We start from the raw sequence: 16,089 nt of genomic DNA, 5'->3' as shown, positions 1-16,089 counted from the left end.
GTGAGTCCGGTGCAGGGCCGGAAGGTGGGCATCGCGTCCGCCGCCGCGGTCGCGGTGGTGGCCTCGAGCCTGACCTGGGCCGCGGTCACGTCCAAGGGCGAGACCGTGCACGAGGCCGACCTCAACGACGGCGGGGTGTGGGTCTCCTCGGCGAGGAACGCCAGCTTCGCGCGCCTCAACAAGGCCGTGAGCGAGTTCGACGCCGGCGTGAAGGCCAACACGGCCAGCGACTCACCGCTCGACGTGGTGCAGGACGGCGACGCCGTCGCCGGTCTCTCGCTCGCCAGTAGCCAGCTCGTGCCGATCGAGACCCGCACCGGCCGGCTCGACGAGGCCTCGGCCGTGGCCGTGCCCGCCCCCGCCTCGGCCACCAACCTGCAGACCTTCGTGCCCCGCACCGTCGACCTCCGCGGGGGCACCGTGGCGATGGTCGACCCCAGGTCCGGGAAGGTCTGGGCCGAGCGGGTCGACACCCGCCAGGGCGTCTCCAGCCTCGAGGCCCTCTCGCCGGGTGCCAAGCCGCTCGCCCAGGTCGGCGGGGTGGCCGCGCTGGCGGTCGACGTCGACGGCGGCGTGCACGCCGTCTCCGGCGCGACCGGAAAGGTCGTCTCGCTCGCGCCGACCGCCACCGGCTTCGCCAAGCCCGTCACCACGACCATCTCCGCGCGCACCAAGGCCGTCGACATCACCGCGGTCGGTGACCGGTGGGTCGTCTACGACCCCTCGCGCGACCAGCTGTTCGCCGAGGGGCTCGACAAGCCGGTCAACGGCGGCGTCACCGTCACCACCGGCGGCCTGGCGTATGCCGCGTTGCAGTACCCGGGTCCCAAGACCGACGACGTCGCGCTCCAGGCTGCCGACCAGGTGCACGTCGTGGGCCTGGGCGACGGCCCGAGCCAGGGTGGCGTCACGCTCGCCGACTCCGGCACCGGGGGGTCCGCCCCCGAGCGCGCCATGGTCTCGCGGCCGCTGCGCCTCGGGTCGTGCCTGCACGCGGCGTGGGCCGCGGCGACGACGATCTACTACAACGTCAACTGCGGCAAGGAACAGGCCGTGCCCGCCGTCTCCATCGAGCGGACGGGTGCCGCGTCACTGCGTGACGGGGTCTCGCTGCGGACCAATCGCGGCCTCGTGGTGCTCAACGACCTCGACGGCGGGGAGGTCTGGGACCTCGACAGCAAGCCGATCAAGATCGACGACTGGGACTCGCTGATCCCACCGCCGCAGCGCGAGAACAAGAACAAGAAGAAGGACGAGAACCTCATCGACGAGGCGTCGACGGCCCAGCCGCCGAAGGCCGAGCCCGACAACCTCAAGGCCCGGGCCGGGCGCACGTCGAAGCTGCACGTCCTCGACAACGACACCGACTCCACCGGCGCGATCCTCGCCATCGGCCCCGACGACATCACCCAGCCGGACCTGCCGGGGGCCAGCGTCAGTGTTGCCGCCGACGGCCAGAGCGTCGACGTCACCATCCCCAGCAACCCGGAGAAGCAGTCCTTCTCGTTCAAGTACAAGGTGAACAACGGCACCTCGCCCGAGAAGTCGGAGGCCACGGTCCGCGTCGGCATCGCCGGCCCGAGCGAGAACAACCCGCCCCACCTGCGCCCCGGGCAGGCCAAGCTCGCCAAGGCGGTCTACCCCGTCAACGCCGGCAAGCTGCTCCCGGTGCAGGTCATCGGTGACTGGCGCGACCCCGAGAGCGACACCGTGACGGTCGAGGCGACGGCCAAGGGCAGCTCGGTCGACGGGCTCGGCCGCCTCAACGTGCTCGCGCCGCTCAAGGACGGCCCGCAGTCCGTGGAGTACGCCGTCAGCGACGGGCAGGACCAGACCGCCGGTCGGCTGAGCCTGCAGGTGCTCGGCAAGGACGACAAGTTCCGCGCCCCCGACACCAAGCCCGACGTCGTGCGCGGGGTGGTCGGCAAGCCGCTGCAGATCGAGCCGCTGGGCAACGACATCGCCGGCGCCGACCCCACCGAGCCCGACGCCAGGATGCGGCTGTCCCGTGAGGTGCCGTCGCAGGGGCCCCTCACCGTCGACAGCAACCTCGACACCGGCGTCGTCACCATCACCGGTGCGGCGCCGGGCCACTACGAGCTCACCTACGGGGCGCAGGTCGGTGCGGGTGTCTCCGCCGGCCGGATCCGCATCGACCTGGTGTCCGACCCCGACCCCGACGCGCCGCCGGTGGCCGTGCCCGACGCGGCCACCCTGCGCGACCAGACGCCGGTGCTGACCGACGTGCTGGCCAACGACTACAGCCCCCGCGCCGACGTGCTCGTCACCCGCAGCGTCAAGGTCGACAGCAGCAGCGCCTGGCTGCGCCCCTCTATCTACAAGGGTCGCTGGGTGCGCATCGAGGCGCTCGAGCCGGCCACCCGTGGCGCCAAGCCGCGCACCGGCACCGTCTCCTACACCGTCAGCGACGGCACCAAGAGCACCACCGGCGAGGTCGCCGTGACGCAGCGGGCGGCCCTCGACGACGCCCTGCCCATCGTGCAGGACGACGTGGCGACGGTGCGGGCCCAGGACAGCGTGACCATCCCGGTGATGGACAACGACAGCATGGCCGAGGGCATCCCGCTCGTGCTCGACCCCGGGTCGGTCAAGGTGCTGAACGGCGCCGACAACGCCTTCGCGTCCGGCAACGTGATCCGCTACGTGCCCGAGGACCGCAACCCCAAGACCGAAGAGGTCCGCGTCATCGAGTACGCCGTGTACCCGATCGGCATGCGGGAGAAGGCCCAGACCGGCCGGGTCACCGTCACGGTCAAGCCGCTGCCCACCCCGACGCAGCAGAACCAGGCGCCCCGGGCCCGCAGCTTCTCGGCGAGTGTCGTGGCCGGTGAGCCGCTCACCATCACCGTGCCCACGTCCGGCGTGGACCCCGACGGCGACACCGTCACCGTCGACGGTCTCGTCGGTGAGGACGGCGACAGCGTCGACCTCTCCCTCGGCCGCGTCACCTCCTTCGGCGCCTCGACCATCCAGTACGAGGCCTACCCGCGCTCGGCCGGCACGGAGGTGCTGCACTACCGGGTGCGCGACCGGTTCGGGGCCACCTCCACCGGCTTCGTGCGCATCGGTGTCGTGCAGCCCGGCGACCCGCAGCCGCCGGTGGCGGTCGAGGACGAGGTGCGGGCCGCGCCCGGCAAGCGGGTGACCGTCGACGTCACCGAGAACGACCTCATCGCCCGCGGCGACTCCGTCTCGCTCGAGTACAAGGACCTCAACGACAAGGCCGACCTCGCGAAGTGGAAGGTCGACGAGCGCAACACCTACTTCTCCACGACGGTGCAGGACCCTGGCAAGGGGGTGCAGCACCTGACCTACGGCATCACCAACGGCCTGTTCGACCCGTCCAGGGCCTCGGTCACGGTCGTGCCCACCCCGAACTACAAGAACCCGCCCATCGCCGTCGACGACGTGGCCAAACCGAAGCCCGGCCAGGACACCGCCCTGGTCGACGTGCTGGCCAACGACCGCGACCTCGACGGCGACCGCTCCCAGCTCAAGGTGGTCAAGCTGCTCTCACCCGAGGGCACCATCGAGGGCAACCAGGTGCGGGTCAAGGTGCTCGACCACCCGCACACCGTCCCCTACGTCATCGAGGACGCGGACGGCGAGACCGCGATGGCCCTAATCTACGTGCCCACCGGCAGCGACGGGTCGCCGTTCGTGGTGAACGGTGCCCTGATCCAGATGGACAAGGACTCCACCAAGAGCGTCAGGCTCGCCGACTACGTCAAGTCGCCCCGGTCCCGCGTCATCGGCATCACCAGCGGCGAGACGATCAGCGCCTCGCCGCGCGAGAACCTCACCGCCGAGGCCGACGGCAAGGACGGGCTGACCCTGCGCTCGTCGAACGGCTACGTCGGTCCGGCCGCCGTGATGCTCGAGGTCAGCGACCAGGAGACGGTGGACCAGAAGGACTTCCGCACGGCATACGTCTCCATCCCCGTCCAGGTCGGCCCGAAGGTGCCGCTGCTGCGGTGCCCCGACTACGCCGTCACCGTCAACGCCGCCGGTCGGGCGCGCGACATCGACATCCCCACGCTCTGCCACGCGTGGGTGCCGCCGGGCATGACCCTCGACGACGTCGCCTTCGACGCGAAGTGGGAGCCGGAGCCCAGGGGCGTGGACCTGCGCCAGTCCGGTGCCGGGCAGCGCCTGGTCACCGTCAAGGCCGGCGCCGACGCGCCGAGCAGCACCAACGGGCGGATCCGCATCCAGGCCCGCGGTGCCGACGAGGTCTCCTACGTCAAGGTCAGGGTCGTCGGCCTCGAGAGCCAGGCCCAGGCCGCCTCGGCCAACGGCACCGACAACCGCGACGACCCGCAGTCGGTCGCCCCGCCCCGGATGCGGCCCTTCACCGTGACCGGCCTGAAGGCCGGGTCGTCCCAGACCGTCGACCTCCGGGGCTACCTCGACAGCCCCCTCGACAAGCCCGCCTGCTCCATCGACTCCGCAGCGGTCACCTCCGGCAAGGGGCTCTCGGTCTCCAGGAGCGGCTGCAACCTCACCGTGACCGCCTCGGGTGAGGCGAGCGGGAAGGGCACCGTCGACGTGGTCGTCTCCGACGGTCCCGGGCGGGGCGCACCGGGCCGCGGCACGGTCGAGATGCTCGGCAAACCGGGCGCCCCGACCTCCGTCGTGGCGGTGGCCGACCGGGTCAACGGTGGCACCGCCCGCGTGCGCTGGGTCCCTCCCGCCTACGACGGCGGCAGCCCGATCACCAGCTACACCGTCTCGTGGCGCGGCGCTGCCAGCGACCAGAAGCCGTGCACCGCGTCGCCCTGCACCATCACCGGCCTCCAGGACGGCAAGGACTACTGGTTCAAGGTCACCGCCACCAACGCCGTCGGTGAGAGCCCGGCGAGCGCCGAGTACGGCCCCGTGCAGCCCGACACCCTGCCCAACCCGGTGAGCGGTGTGCGCATGACCGGGCGCGGCGACGGCCGGCTCGACATCGCGTGGAACAAGCCGGCGCAGAAGGGCAGCGAGGTCACCCAGTACAACGTGCGGGTCACCGACGCGGCCTCGGGCTCCATCAAGCAGCAGACCGTCGCGGCGCCGGCCCTGCGCGCAACCGTCACGGGGCTGGTCAACAACCACGAGCAGAACGTCGCCGTGCGGGCCCGCAATCGGCTCGGCTGGGGCCCGTTCGGCCCGGCCGTCACCATGCAGTCCGCGGGTACCCCGCCCGCCGTGGGAACCCCGACGCTGAGCCCCCGCGGTCCCGGTGCCGCACAGTCGTCCGAGGCGCTGAAGATCACGTGGAACGAGGTGTCGCCCAACGGACCGGCCCTGACGCGGTACACCGTCTACCGCAAGATCGACGGTGGCGCGTGGTCGCGGCTCACCACCACCTCGCCCGGCACCCGGAACGCCGACGACTCGGTCCCGTACGACGGGCGCACCTACACCTACGTCGTCACCGCGACCAACGGCGCGGGCAAGGAGTCGGCGAAGAGCAACTCGGCCAGCTTCCGCTCGGTGGCGCCACCGGTGCAGCCGGACGCGCCCAACGTGACGACGCCCTCGGCCAACAAGGGCGCCACCGCCAAGGTCTACCTCAAGGACTCCCGCGGCAGCGGCTACACCCGCCTGCAGTGGCAGACCAACAACGGCCAGGGCGGCTACGTCTCGTGCGGGTGCGCCGAGAACGCCACCAAGCAGTTCTCGGTCACCGGCCTGGGCACCGCCTCGCAGCGGATGCAGGTGCGGGTCTACAACGGAGTCAGCTGGTCGCCCTGGTCGGCCTACAGCAACAGCTACCAGCCCTTCGGCTCCACGCCGGCTCCCGGTGCACGCGCGTCGTCGGTCTCCGGCAAGACGATCACCTACAACTGGAGCCAGACGACGAACGGCCGCCCCATCACGAAGTTCGAGATCTGGCGCGGCGGCAGCAGGCTGACGACGCTCTCGGCCGGGGCCCGCAGTTGGAGCCACACGTGGCCCAGCTACTCGACCTCCTACAGCGTGACCATCTACGCCTTCTCGGAGGCTGGCCGTTCACCGGGCACGACGCTCAGCGGCAAGACGGGGGCCGAGCCGAAGAAGCCGAGCGTCACGGTGCTGAAGGGCAACTCGTGCTCGCAGCGGTCGTGCAACACCGGCAACGGGTCGTGCAGCACGTCCAACTGCTACTGGATCGCCGTACGAACCGCTGACTACCCCGGCGGGAAGCAGGTCACCTGCTCCTTCACGGCCGACGGCCAGTCGGTGAGCGGCTGGTACAACCTCACGCTCGGCCCGAACAACTACAAGGAGAGCGACAACTTCTACGGCTTCACAGGCCATACCGTCACCGCCTCCTGTACGGGCGGGGTGAAGGACAGCATCAGATGGTGAGGCGCCCCGGCGCCCCCCAGCCCCCCGCGCCCACCGGGCCCCGCACCCACCCAGGCCCTCACGCACACCCAGCCCCGCGGCATACCCCGATCTCCACCAGCGGCAAGACCACCAGCAGCAAGGAAGAGAGCACGCACCGATGACCGTGACCACCGACCAGGTCCAGTGGTTCGCCCAGGCGTTCAGCCAGATGGTCGCCAACGTCGACCAGGCCGTCCTCGGCAAGCAGCACGTGATCCGCCTGGCGCTCACCTGCATGCTCTCCGAGGGCCACCTGCTGCTCGAGGACTACCCGGGCACGGGCAAGACGCAGCTGGCCCGGGCCATCGCCTGCACGGTGCAGGGCAGCAACAGCCGCGTCCAGTTCACCCCCGACCTGCTGCCGAGCGACGTCACCGGCGTGACGATCTACGACCCGGCGAAGTCGACCTTCGACTTCCACCCGGGCCCGATCTTCGCCAACATCGTGCTCGCCGACGAGATCAACCGGGCCTCGCCGAAGACCCAGTCGGCGCTGCTCGAGGTGATGGAGGAGGGGCGCGTCACCGTCGACGGCGTGGCTCACGCGGTGGGCGACCCGTTCATGGTCATCGCCACCCAGAACCCGATCGAGCAGGCCGGCACCTACCGGCTCCCCGAGGCGCAGCTCGACCGGTTCCTCATGAAGACCTCCCTCGGCTACCCCGACCACGAGGCCACCGTCGCCGTGCTCGCTGACGCCAAGACCCGCGACCGCACCAAGAGCCTGCAGGCGGTCGTAACCTCCAACGTCGTCTCCGACATGGCCGCGCTCGCCGACGAGATCCACGTCGACCCGGCGATCCTGGCCTACGTCTCGCGGATCGCCGAGGAGTCGCGCCGGCACCCGAGCCTCAAGCTCGGCCTGTCGATGCGTGGCTGCCTGGCCTTCGTGCGCTGCGCCAAGACCTGGGCCGCCAGCCAGGGCCGCACCCACGTCATCCCCGACGACATCAAGCTGATCGCGCACCCGGTGCTCTGCCACCGCCTGCTGCTGACCGCCGAGGCACAGTTCGCCAACACCACCGTCGACCAGGTGATCGACCAGATCCTTTCCGAGATCGCGCCGCCCGCCGAGCGCGTGGCCTGACCGCACGAACAGCCCCCGGAGAACGCATCCCAGCATGAGCCACCCCACGCCCACCGCCGAGCCGACGGCCCGGCGCGCCGACCGCAGGGAGCAGGGCCGGCGCAACCCGCGCCTGCCCGCCCTGCCGAGCATCAGCGTGCCGCGCCCCCGCGTGCCCCGCGGCGTGCAGTCGGTCGGCGACCGTGCCGGCACGGCGTTCGGTGGCCGCCTGGAGCGGCTGCGCGACGCCACCCGCCCGGTGTGGCGGCCGGTGGTCGGCGTGCTCCGCTGGGTGTCCCCGCTCGGGTGGGCGGTGCTGAGCCTCGGCGTGGTCGCCTGGGTCGTCGGCGTCGAGCTCGGCTGGACCGAGTGGCTCATCATCGCGGCGGCCGCCCTGGTGCTGCTGCTGCTCTCGGTGCTCCTCGCGATCGGGCGCACCCAGGTCGCCATCCGCACCGAGGTCGACCCCATCCGGGTCACCGTCGGCGAGCCGGCGACGGGTCGCATCGAGGTCACCAACGCCTCCCGACGCCCGCTGCTGCCGCTGCTCGTCGAGCTGCCGGTCGGCGTCTCGGCCGCCCGGTTCACCCTGCCGGCCCTGGCCCCGGGCAAGGAGCACGAGGAGCTCTTCGTCGTGCCCACCCACCGCCGCGGCGTCATCCCGGTCGGCCCGGCGACGACGGTGCAGGGGGACCCGCTCGGCCTCGTCCGCCGCACGCTGCGCTGGACCGACGTCACCGAGCTCTTCGTCCACCCCCGCACCATCTCGATCGAGGGCATCGGCGCGGGCCTGCTGCGCGACCTCGAGGGCGAGACCACCCAGGACCTGTCGATGTCCGACCTCGCCTTCCACGCGCTGCGCGAGTACCAGCCCGGAGACGACCGCCGCTACATCCACTGGCGCTCGAGCGCGAAGGCCGGCCGGCTGCTGGTGCGCCAGTTCCTCGACACCCGCCGCTCGCACCTGAGCATCGTGGTCGACGCCGACCCCGACGTGTATGCCGGTGGCGAGCCCGACGTCGAGACCGCCATCTCCGCGGCGGCCTCCCTCGCGGTGCGCGCGATCATGGACGAGCAGGACATCACCGTCGCCTGCCGCGACCAGCGCGCCTCGCGCACCACGGCGTCGCTCACGCTCGACGCCCTCGCCCGGGTCGAGCCCGGACCGAGTGACCAGCAGGACCTGCGTGCCCTCTGCGGTGACGCCCTGGCCCTGGCGCCCGACACCTCGATCGCGTTCCTCGTCACCGGGTCGCGCCGTTCCTTCATCGAGGAGCAGCGCGCCCTGGGCCAGTTCGAGACGGAGGTCCACAAGGTCGTGCTGACCGTCGACGCCACCGCGGAGGTCGGGATCAAGAAGATCGGCGGGCTGACCCTGCTCAGCATCCGCGACCTCGAGGACCTGCGCGCGGTCCTCGTCGGGGGGCTGGTCGCGTGAGCGCCTCTCCCGGCAACGGCCGCACCCCAGGCTCCAACCCTGGCTCAGGCCCCGGCGCCGACCCGATCGCGCCGCCGCGCGAGGGACTGGTGCAGGCCCAGCCGACCCTGCGCGAGCGGGCCGGCCGTGGCGCCGCAAGGCTGCGCCCGGGACGCGGTGACGGGGTCGACCTGGCCTTCAGCGCGGCGCTGGTCGCGGTGGCGCTGGTCGGGTTCCGCACCAGCTTCTTCGGGTGGACCTGGGTGGTGGCGGCAGCCGGTGGGCTGGTGCTCGGCCTGCTGGTCGCCCACGTCGTCACCTCGTTCCGCCTCCCGGCGGTCGTGACGCTGCTCGGCGTCGCGGCGGCATACTTCCTCTTCGGTGGCCCGCTGGCCGTGCGCGGCGACCTCGTCGCCGGTGTGATCCCGACCGGCCGCACGTTCGCCGACCTGGCCAACGCCCTCGTGCACGGGTGGAAGCGCCTCGTCACGATGCTGCCGCCGGTCGACGCCATCGGTGCGCTGCACGCGCTGCCGCTGGCCCTCGGGCTCGTCGGCGCGGCGGTCACCTACACGGTGGCCCGCCGCTGGCGCAGCCCGTATGCCGTGGTGCCGGCGCCGTTGGCGCTGCTCGCCCTGGTCATCGGCCTCGGCACGCTGGAGCCGGCGAGCCTGCTGGTGCAGGGCGTCGTCTTCGCGCTGCTCGCCATCGGCTGGATGGTGCTGCGGGCCTCGCGCACCCGCGCGCCACTCCAGAACGGCGCCGGCCGGGGTGCCCGCGCCGGTCTGGCCACCGGACTGCTCGCGGTCGCGGCCGTGGCCGGTTACGCCGCGGGACCGCACCTGCCCGGGGCACAGGCCGACGCGCGCCTCGTGGCCCGGTCGGCGGTGAGCCCGCCCTTCGACGTCGCGCAGTTCCCGAGCCCGCTCGCCGGCTTCCGCCGCTACACCGAGCCCAATGTCGCCCAGCTGTGGAACCGCGACCTGCTGCGCGTGCAGGGCCTGCCCGAGGGCACGCCGCTGCGCTTCGCCACCCTCGACGCCTACGACGGATCGGTGTGGGGCGCGTCCAACCGGGCCAACAACGGCAGCCAGGTGCCCGGCGCGGCGTTCCAGCAGGTCGGCTCGCGGGTCGCCGCTGCGGGCGAGGGGAAGCCGGTGACCGCCACGGTCACCGTGCCGCAGGACGGCTACCGCGACGTCTGGCTCCCGACGGCCGGCACGGTCACCGGGGTCTCGTTCCAGGGACGCCGCGCCGAGCAGCTCGCCTCGCGCCTCTGGCTCAACGTCGACACCAGCACCGCCGTCGTGCCCGACCGGGTCGGCCCGGGCGACAGCTACACGTTGAGCGCCCTGCTGCCGCAGACCCCTTCGGGCCTGCCGAAGTCGCTCGCGCTCGACAGCGGCTCGCTGACCGAGGGGGCCGACCTCGGGTTCCTCGACTCCAAGGTCGACGCCTGGACCGGTGACGCCGGCGACCCCTGGGCCCAGCTCGTCGCCGTCGCTCGGACGATGAGCTCCGACGGCGCCTACACCGACGGCGGCACGAAGAACATCGTCGAGCGCAACTACCTGCCCGGCCACAACCTCGGCCGGATCGCCCGCTTCGTCGGCACCACCCAGCTCGCCGGCAACGACGAGCAGTACGCCGCCACGCTGGCCCTGGTCGCCAACCGGCTCAACATCCCGGCCCGCGTGGTGATGGGCGCCATCACGCCCGCCGACGGCGTCGTGCAGGGCAAGGACGTGCACGCCTGGGTGGAGGTCCGCGACGCCAAGGGTGCGTGGGTGCCGGTGCTGCCCAAGGAGTTCGTGCCCGACCGCAACAAGAAGCCCAACCAGCTGCAGACCCGCACCGAGGAGAAGAAGGTCGGCGCGGTCGTGCCGCCGCCGGCGGGGGTCAACCCGCCGAGCGTGCTGCAGGGGCCGGACCAGGCTCAGAACGCCACCAACCTCAAGAAGCCGCCGAAGAAGCTGCTCGACCCGTCGTCGTGGCCGTGGTGGCTGCGGGTGCTGGTCCTCTACGTGCTGCTGCCGGTGCTCGCGCTCCTGGCCGTCTACGGCGCGATCCGCGGGCTCAAGGCCTGGCGCCGCCGTCGGCATGCGACGCGCGGCCCGGCAGCCGCCCGGATCGCGTGGGCCTGGGCCGACCTCATGGCGACGGCCCGGTCCTACGGGCACGCGGTGCCCCGGCGCGCCACGCGGCTCGAGCAGGCCGAGGCCCTGGGTGGCCGGGCCGACACGCACGCCCTGGCCACCGCCGCCAACGCCCACGTGTTCGGTCCCGACGAGCCGGGCGCCGAGGAGGCGCACGCCTACTGGCAGCTCACCGGCTCCGCTCGCCGCGACCTGCGCTCGGGCGCCGACGTGTGGCGGAGGCTGCGCGCCGACGTCGACGTGCGACCGCTGTTCGCCCGCGCGCCCGGGCACGCCAGCCGCGGCGCGAGCACCCGCTCGCCGAAGGACTCGAGGCCGGGCGGCCCCACACCGAACGGCCCCACCTCCACCAGCCCGACCTCCACCAGCCCGACCCGCCGCCTGCGGCCGACCCGAAGGGCCACCGCCTCGTGAAGCTGAAGTTCACGCTCCGTTCCGCCGGCGAGGTCGACACCGACCTCGTGGCCACGGTCGACGCCACCACCACGGTGGGGCAGCTGGCCGAGTACCTCGTGGCCGCCGACCCTTCGCGTGGCAGGGCGCCGCTGCCCACCGTGCAGGGGCAGCTCACCCTCTCGCTCGTCGACGAGGACTTCCGGGCCGTCGACCCGCGGGCCACCATCGCCGAGAGCGGCCTGCGCTCCGGGGTGCACGTCGCCGTCACCCAGCGCGGTGACGCGTATGCCGACCGCGGGCGGGCCGTCGCGCACGCCGCCGTGGTCTCCGGGCCCGACGCGGGGCGCCAGGTGCCGCTGAGCCCGGGCACGGCATACGTCGGTCGTGGTCGCGGCAGCGAGCTGCAGCTGACCGACCCGCAGGTCTCGCGCCGCCACGCCAAGCTGCTCGTCACGGACGTGGCCGAGGTCGTCGACCTCGGCTCCTCCAACGGGATCCTCCTCGAGGGACAGGCCGTCGACCGTGCCGTGCTGCGCTCGGGTGACCGGTTCCGCCTGGGCGACACCGAGATCGAGATCAGCCTCACCGGCACGGTCACCGGGCTGTCGTCGGCGCGCGGCACGTCGGTGCCGTTCTCGCGCTCGCCCCGCATCGCGCCGCTCTACGTCGGCCGTGAGTTCGGGCTGCCCGAGCTGCCGACGCGACCCGGCAAGGAGCGCCCGCCGTGGATCGCCGCGACGGCGCCGCTGGTCATGGGTGTCGTGCTGGCGATGGCGCTGCACAACCCGACGTTCCTGCTCTTCATCCTGCTCACCCCGGCGATGCTGTTCGCCCACTACTTCGAGTCGAAGCGGCACGCGCGCAAGGACTACGAGGAGCAGCTGGCCGAGTTCCGCGAGGACGCCGGGCTCATCATCGACGAGCTCAAGGCCGAGCAGGAGCGCGAGGTCATCGGGCGCCAGGCCGAGCACCCCACTGCCGCAGAGGGACTCGGCGCCGCCAAGGACGCGTCGGCGCTGCTGTGGTCCCGGCGGGTCGGCGACCCCGGTTTCTGCGAGTTCCGGCTCGGCACCGGGTCGCTGCCCTCGCGCAACAGCCTGAAGGTCCCTGAGCTCGGCCGTGCCAAGGCCGACGCCTGGCTCGAGGTCTCGCACCTGGCCGAGGGCACCGGCACCGTGCACGACGTGCCCGTGGTGGCCGAGCCGCTCCGCTCCGGGGCCATCGGCATCTCCGGCCCGCGCCAGCGCGCCCTCGACGCCGCCCGGGCCCTGGTCACCCAGGCCGTGACGCTGCACTCGCCGGCCGACCTCGTCGTCGCCGCGCTCGCGTCGCCGAGCACCGCCCGCGACTGGGACTGGCTGAAGTGGCTGCCGCACACCGACTCCCCGCACAGCCCGCTCGAGTCGCGCCACCTCGCCCGCAACGGTCCCGGCTGCGTCGCCGTCGTCACCGAGCTCGAGGAGCTGCTGCGCCCGTCCGACGACCTGCCGGCGCCCGTCACGGCCCCTAGCGGCCCGAGCCAGGGCGACTTCGAGCCACCCCGGGTGCCCGCTGACCGCCCCGTGGTGCTCCTCGTCGTCGAGGACGACGCTCCCGTCGAGCGCAGCCGCGTCGTGCAGCTCGCCGAGCGTGGTTGGGCCAGTGGCGTGGTCGTCGTCTGGGTGGCGCCGGCCACCGCCGCCCTGCCGGCTGCGTGCCGCACCTTCCTCGAGCAGGGCCCCGACGCCAGCGACGCCGTGGTCGGCTACGTCGGCGAGGCCGTGCTGCGCCTGCCCGTCGCGGCCGACAGCGCCGACGCCACCGCCGTCAGCCGGCTCGCCCGCCGCCTCACGCCGCTGCTCGACTCCGGCGTGCCGGTCGAGGACGACAGCGACCTGCCGGGCCGGGTCTCCTTCGTCACCCTCGTCGGGTCCGAGATCGCCGAGCAGCCGCACGCCGTGGTCGAGCGGTGGGGGGAGAGCCGGTCGATCCTCACCGGTCCGTATGCCGCGCCCCCGGTGGCGCGACCCAAGCCCGGCAACCTGCGGGCGCTGGTGGGGCAGAGCGCGCAGGGCGCCTTCTCGATCGACCTGCGCTCCGACGGCCCGCACGCGCTCGTCGGGGGTACCACCGGTGCCGGCAAGTCCGAGCTGCTCCAGGCCTGGATCCTCGGCATGGCGGTCGCCCACTCGCCGCAGCGGCTGACCTTCCTGCTTGTCGACTACAAGGGCGGCTCCGCGTTCCGCGACTGCGTGAACCTGCCGCACACCGTCGGCCTGGTCACCGACCTCTCGCCCCACCTCGTGCGGCGCGCGCTCTCGTCGCTGTCGGCCGAGCTGCGCCACCGCGAGCACATCCTCGCCCAGCACAAGGCCAAGGACCTCGCCGAGCTCGAGCGCCGCGGCGAGGTCGACGCGCCGCCCAGCCTCGTCATCGTCGTCGACGAGTTCGCCGCCCTCGTGCAGGAGGTGCCCGAGTTCGTCGACGGCGTCGTCAACGTCGCGCAGCGCGGTCGCTCCCTCGGCCTGCACCTGATCCTCGCGACCCAGCGCCCCGCCGGTGTCATCAAGGACAACCTGCGCGCCAACACCAACCTGCGCATGGCGCTGCGGATGGCCGACGAGGCCGACAGCGAGGACGTGCTGGGCACGCCCGTGGCGGCCTACTTCGACCCGGCGCTGCCGGGGCGGGCCGTGTCCAAGTCCGGCCCGGGGCGCCTCACGCCGTTCCAGACCGCCTATGCCGGCGGGTGGACGACGGGGGAGGCCCCCGCGCCCGAGCTCGACGTCGCGACGCTCGAGTTCGGTGCCGGCACCCCGTGGGAGGTGCCGGTCGCCGAGGACGCGCACCAGCAGGTGCAGCCCGACCTCGGCCCCACCGACATCCAGCGGGTCGTCACGCAGGTCGAGGGCGCCCGCACCATCGCCGAGATCCCGTTGCCCCGCAAGCCCTGGCTGCCCGAGCTCAAGCCGGTCTACGAGCTGGCCGAGCTCCCCACCCGCCGGCGCGACGACGACCTGGTCATCGGCATCAGCGACGACCCCGACAGCCAGAGCCAGCCACCGATCAGCTTCCGGCCCGACATCGAGGGCAACCTCGCCGTCTACGGCGCCTCGGGTTCCGGCAAGAGCGCGGTGCTGCGCACGATCGCGGTCGCGGCCGGCTTCACCGTGCGCGGGGGGCCCTGCCAGGTCTACGCGCTCGACTTCGGCAACCGCGGGCTCGCCATGCTCGAGTCACTGCCCCACGTCGGCGCGGTCGTCTACGGCGGCGACCACGAGCGGATGGTGCGGCTGCTCACCATGCTGCGCGAGACGATCGACGAGCGAGCCGTGCGCTACTCGCAGGTCAGCGCGGCCACCATCACCGACTACCGGCGGTTGGCCGAGCGCCCCGACGAGCCCCGCATCATCGTGCTGGTCGACGCGCTCCCGGCCTTCCAGGCGGCCTACGACAACCACGGCGGGCAGCGCTGGCTCGACCTGTTCACCTCGCTGGCCGGCGAGGGCCGGCCGGTCGGGGTGCACTTCGTCGTCACGGCCGACCAGCGCCAGGCCATCTGGGGCGGGCTGTCGTCGGCCATCCAGAGCCGGGTGGTGCTGCGCATGGCCACCACCGACGACTACCTCTCCCTCGACGTGCCGGAGGACGTCCTCTCCCTCGCGTCCCCGCCCGGGCGCGCCATCGTGCACGACCGCGAGGTGCAGCTCGCGGTGCTCGGCGGCTCGGCCGACAGCACCGTGCAGGCCCGGGCCATCACCGGTTTCGCCGAGGGCATGCGCAAGGCCGGTGTGCCCCAGGCTCCGCCGATCGAGTCGCTGCCCGAGCTGGTGCCGCTGGCGAACCTCCCGGCCCGCGACGAGGCCGGCAACCCCGCGTTCGGCCTGCTGTCGACCTCCCTCAAGCCGGTCGGCTACGCGCTGCGCGGCTCGCAGATCGTCATCGGCCCGTCCGGAAGTGGCCGCACCTGGGCGGTCCTCACGATGGCGCAGGCTGCCCTCCGGGCCGTTCCCGGCCTGTCGACCTACCTGTTCAGCCCGCGCAGGTCCGCGCTGACGCGGGCCGATGGACTGTGGTCGGAGGCTGCCGTCGGGGCCGATGCCGCCCGCGACCTGGCGCGCCGTCTGCTCCAGGGTGTCACCGAGGCCGGCTCCGGTGGGGCCACCATGCTGCTCGTCGTCGAGCGCGTGCAGGACTTCGAGAACACCACCGCCGAGGACGAGATCGCCGAGCTGGTCAAGGAGTTCGTCAACGCCGAGCAGGCGGTCATCGGTGAGGCGGACGCCAGCTTCTTCAACTCCAACTACGGACTCGCCGGTGCCTTCAAGGCCTCCCGGTCCGGTGTGGCGCTGCAGCCCACCGGTGACGAGTCCACCGCCTTCTCCTCCGACTATCGCGGGGTCAGCCGCGACCAGCTCCTCGAGGGTCGTGGCTACGTCGTGCGGCGGGGAGAGCCCGAGCTCATGCAGGTCGCCATGCCTCTCTCGCACGAGGAGGTGGGTCTGCGACCGGCGGAGAGCCGTGCCGTCCAACCGACGGCACCGGCGTGACCGCGACCAGCGGGGGCTGACCGACAGGGGAGCCTTGCGGGGAGTCGGGAGGGGAGTCGGGAGGGGAGTGCTCCCCATTGAGGGGGGCGACGGACCCCCCTACGTTGATCGCATTGCACAGCACCAGAAGGCACGCCAGTGCCTCAC

The 16,089-nt window shown here is 72.8% G+C and carries 5 protein-coding genes; all 5 read left to right on the top strand.

Features of this window, described 5'->3' with window-relative positions:
• The 5 genes from BMW78_RS10540 (at position 1) to BMW78_RS10520 (ending at position 15,942) form a co-directional block, all read left to right on the top strand.
• Positions 1–6,357: an Ig-like domain-containing protein gene (locus BMW78_RS10540; RefSeq protein WP_143056213.1), complete on the top strand. Its 6,357-nt coding sequence runs from the start codon at positions 1–3 to the stop codon at positions 6,355–6,357.
• A 139-nt stretch (positions 6,358–6,496) separates the two neighbouring features.
• Positions 6,497–7,465 (top strand): AAA family ATPase, encoded by a 969-nt coding sequence (locus BMW78_RS10535; RefSeq protein WP_091759011.1) that lies wholly within the window; start codon positions 6,497–6,499, stop codon positions 7,463–7,465.
• Between the two features lie 34 nt (positions 7,466–7,499).
• Positions 7,500–8,882 carry a DUF58 domain-containing protein gene (locus BMW78_RS10530; protein ID WP_091759009.1) on the top strand — a complete coding sequence of 461 codons (1,383 nt, stop codon included), beginning with the start codon at positions 7,500–7,502 and terminating at the stop codon, positions 8,880–8,882.
• Positions 8,879–11,431: a transglutaminase TgpA family protein gene (locus BMW78_RS10525; RefSeq protein WP_091759007.1), complete on the top strand. Its 2,553-nt coding sequence runs from the start codon at positions 8,879–8,881 to the stop codon at positions 11,429–11,431. Before BMW78_RS10530 ends, BMW78_RS10525 begins: the two co-directional genes overlap by 4 nt.
• Positions 11,428–15,942 (top strand): type VII secretion EssC family protein, encoded by a 4,515-nt coding sequence (locus BMW78_RS10520; RefSeq protein WP_143056212.1) that lies wholly within the window; start codon positions 11,428–11,430, stop codon positions 15,940–15,942. Before BMW78_RS10525 ends, BMW78_RS10520 begins: the two co-directional genes overlap by 4 nt.
• Positions 15,943–16,089: the final 147 nt, after the last annotated feature.

It is taken from the genome of Pedococcus cremeus, assembly GCF_900111375.1.
Taxonomy (GTDB): domain Bacteria; phylum Actinomycetota; class Actinomycetes; order Actinomycetales; family Dermatophilaceae; genus Pedococcus_A; species Pedococcus_A cremeus.
The sequence above is the reverse complement of the archived record's forward strand: the minus strand, read 5'-3'. Positions and strand labels throughout refer to the sequence as shown.

Bases quoted from the DNA above. Each gene is read 5' to 3' on its own strand.
- BMW78_RS10535 (WP_091759011.1), top strand. From the start codon at position 6,497: ATGACCGTGACCACCGACCAGGTCCAGTGGTTCGCCCAGGCGTTCAGC.
- BMW78_RS10530 (WP_091759009.1), top strand. From the start codon at position 7,500: ATGAGCCACCCCACGCCCACCGCCGAGCCGACGGCCCGGCGCGCCGAC.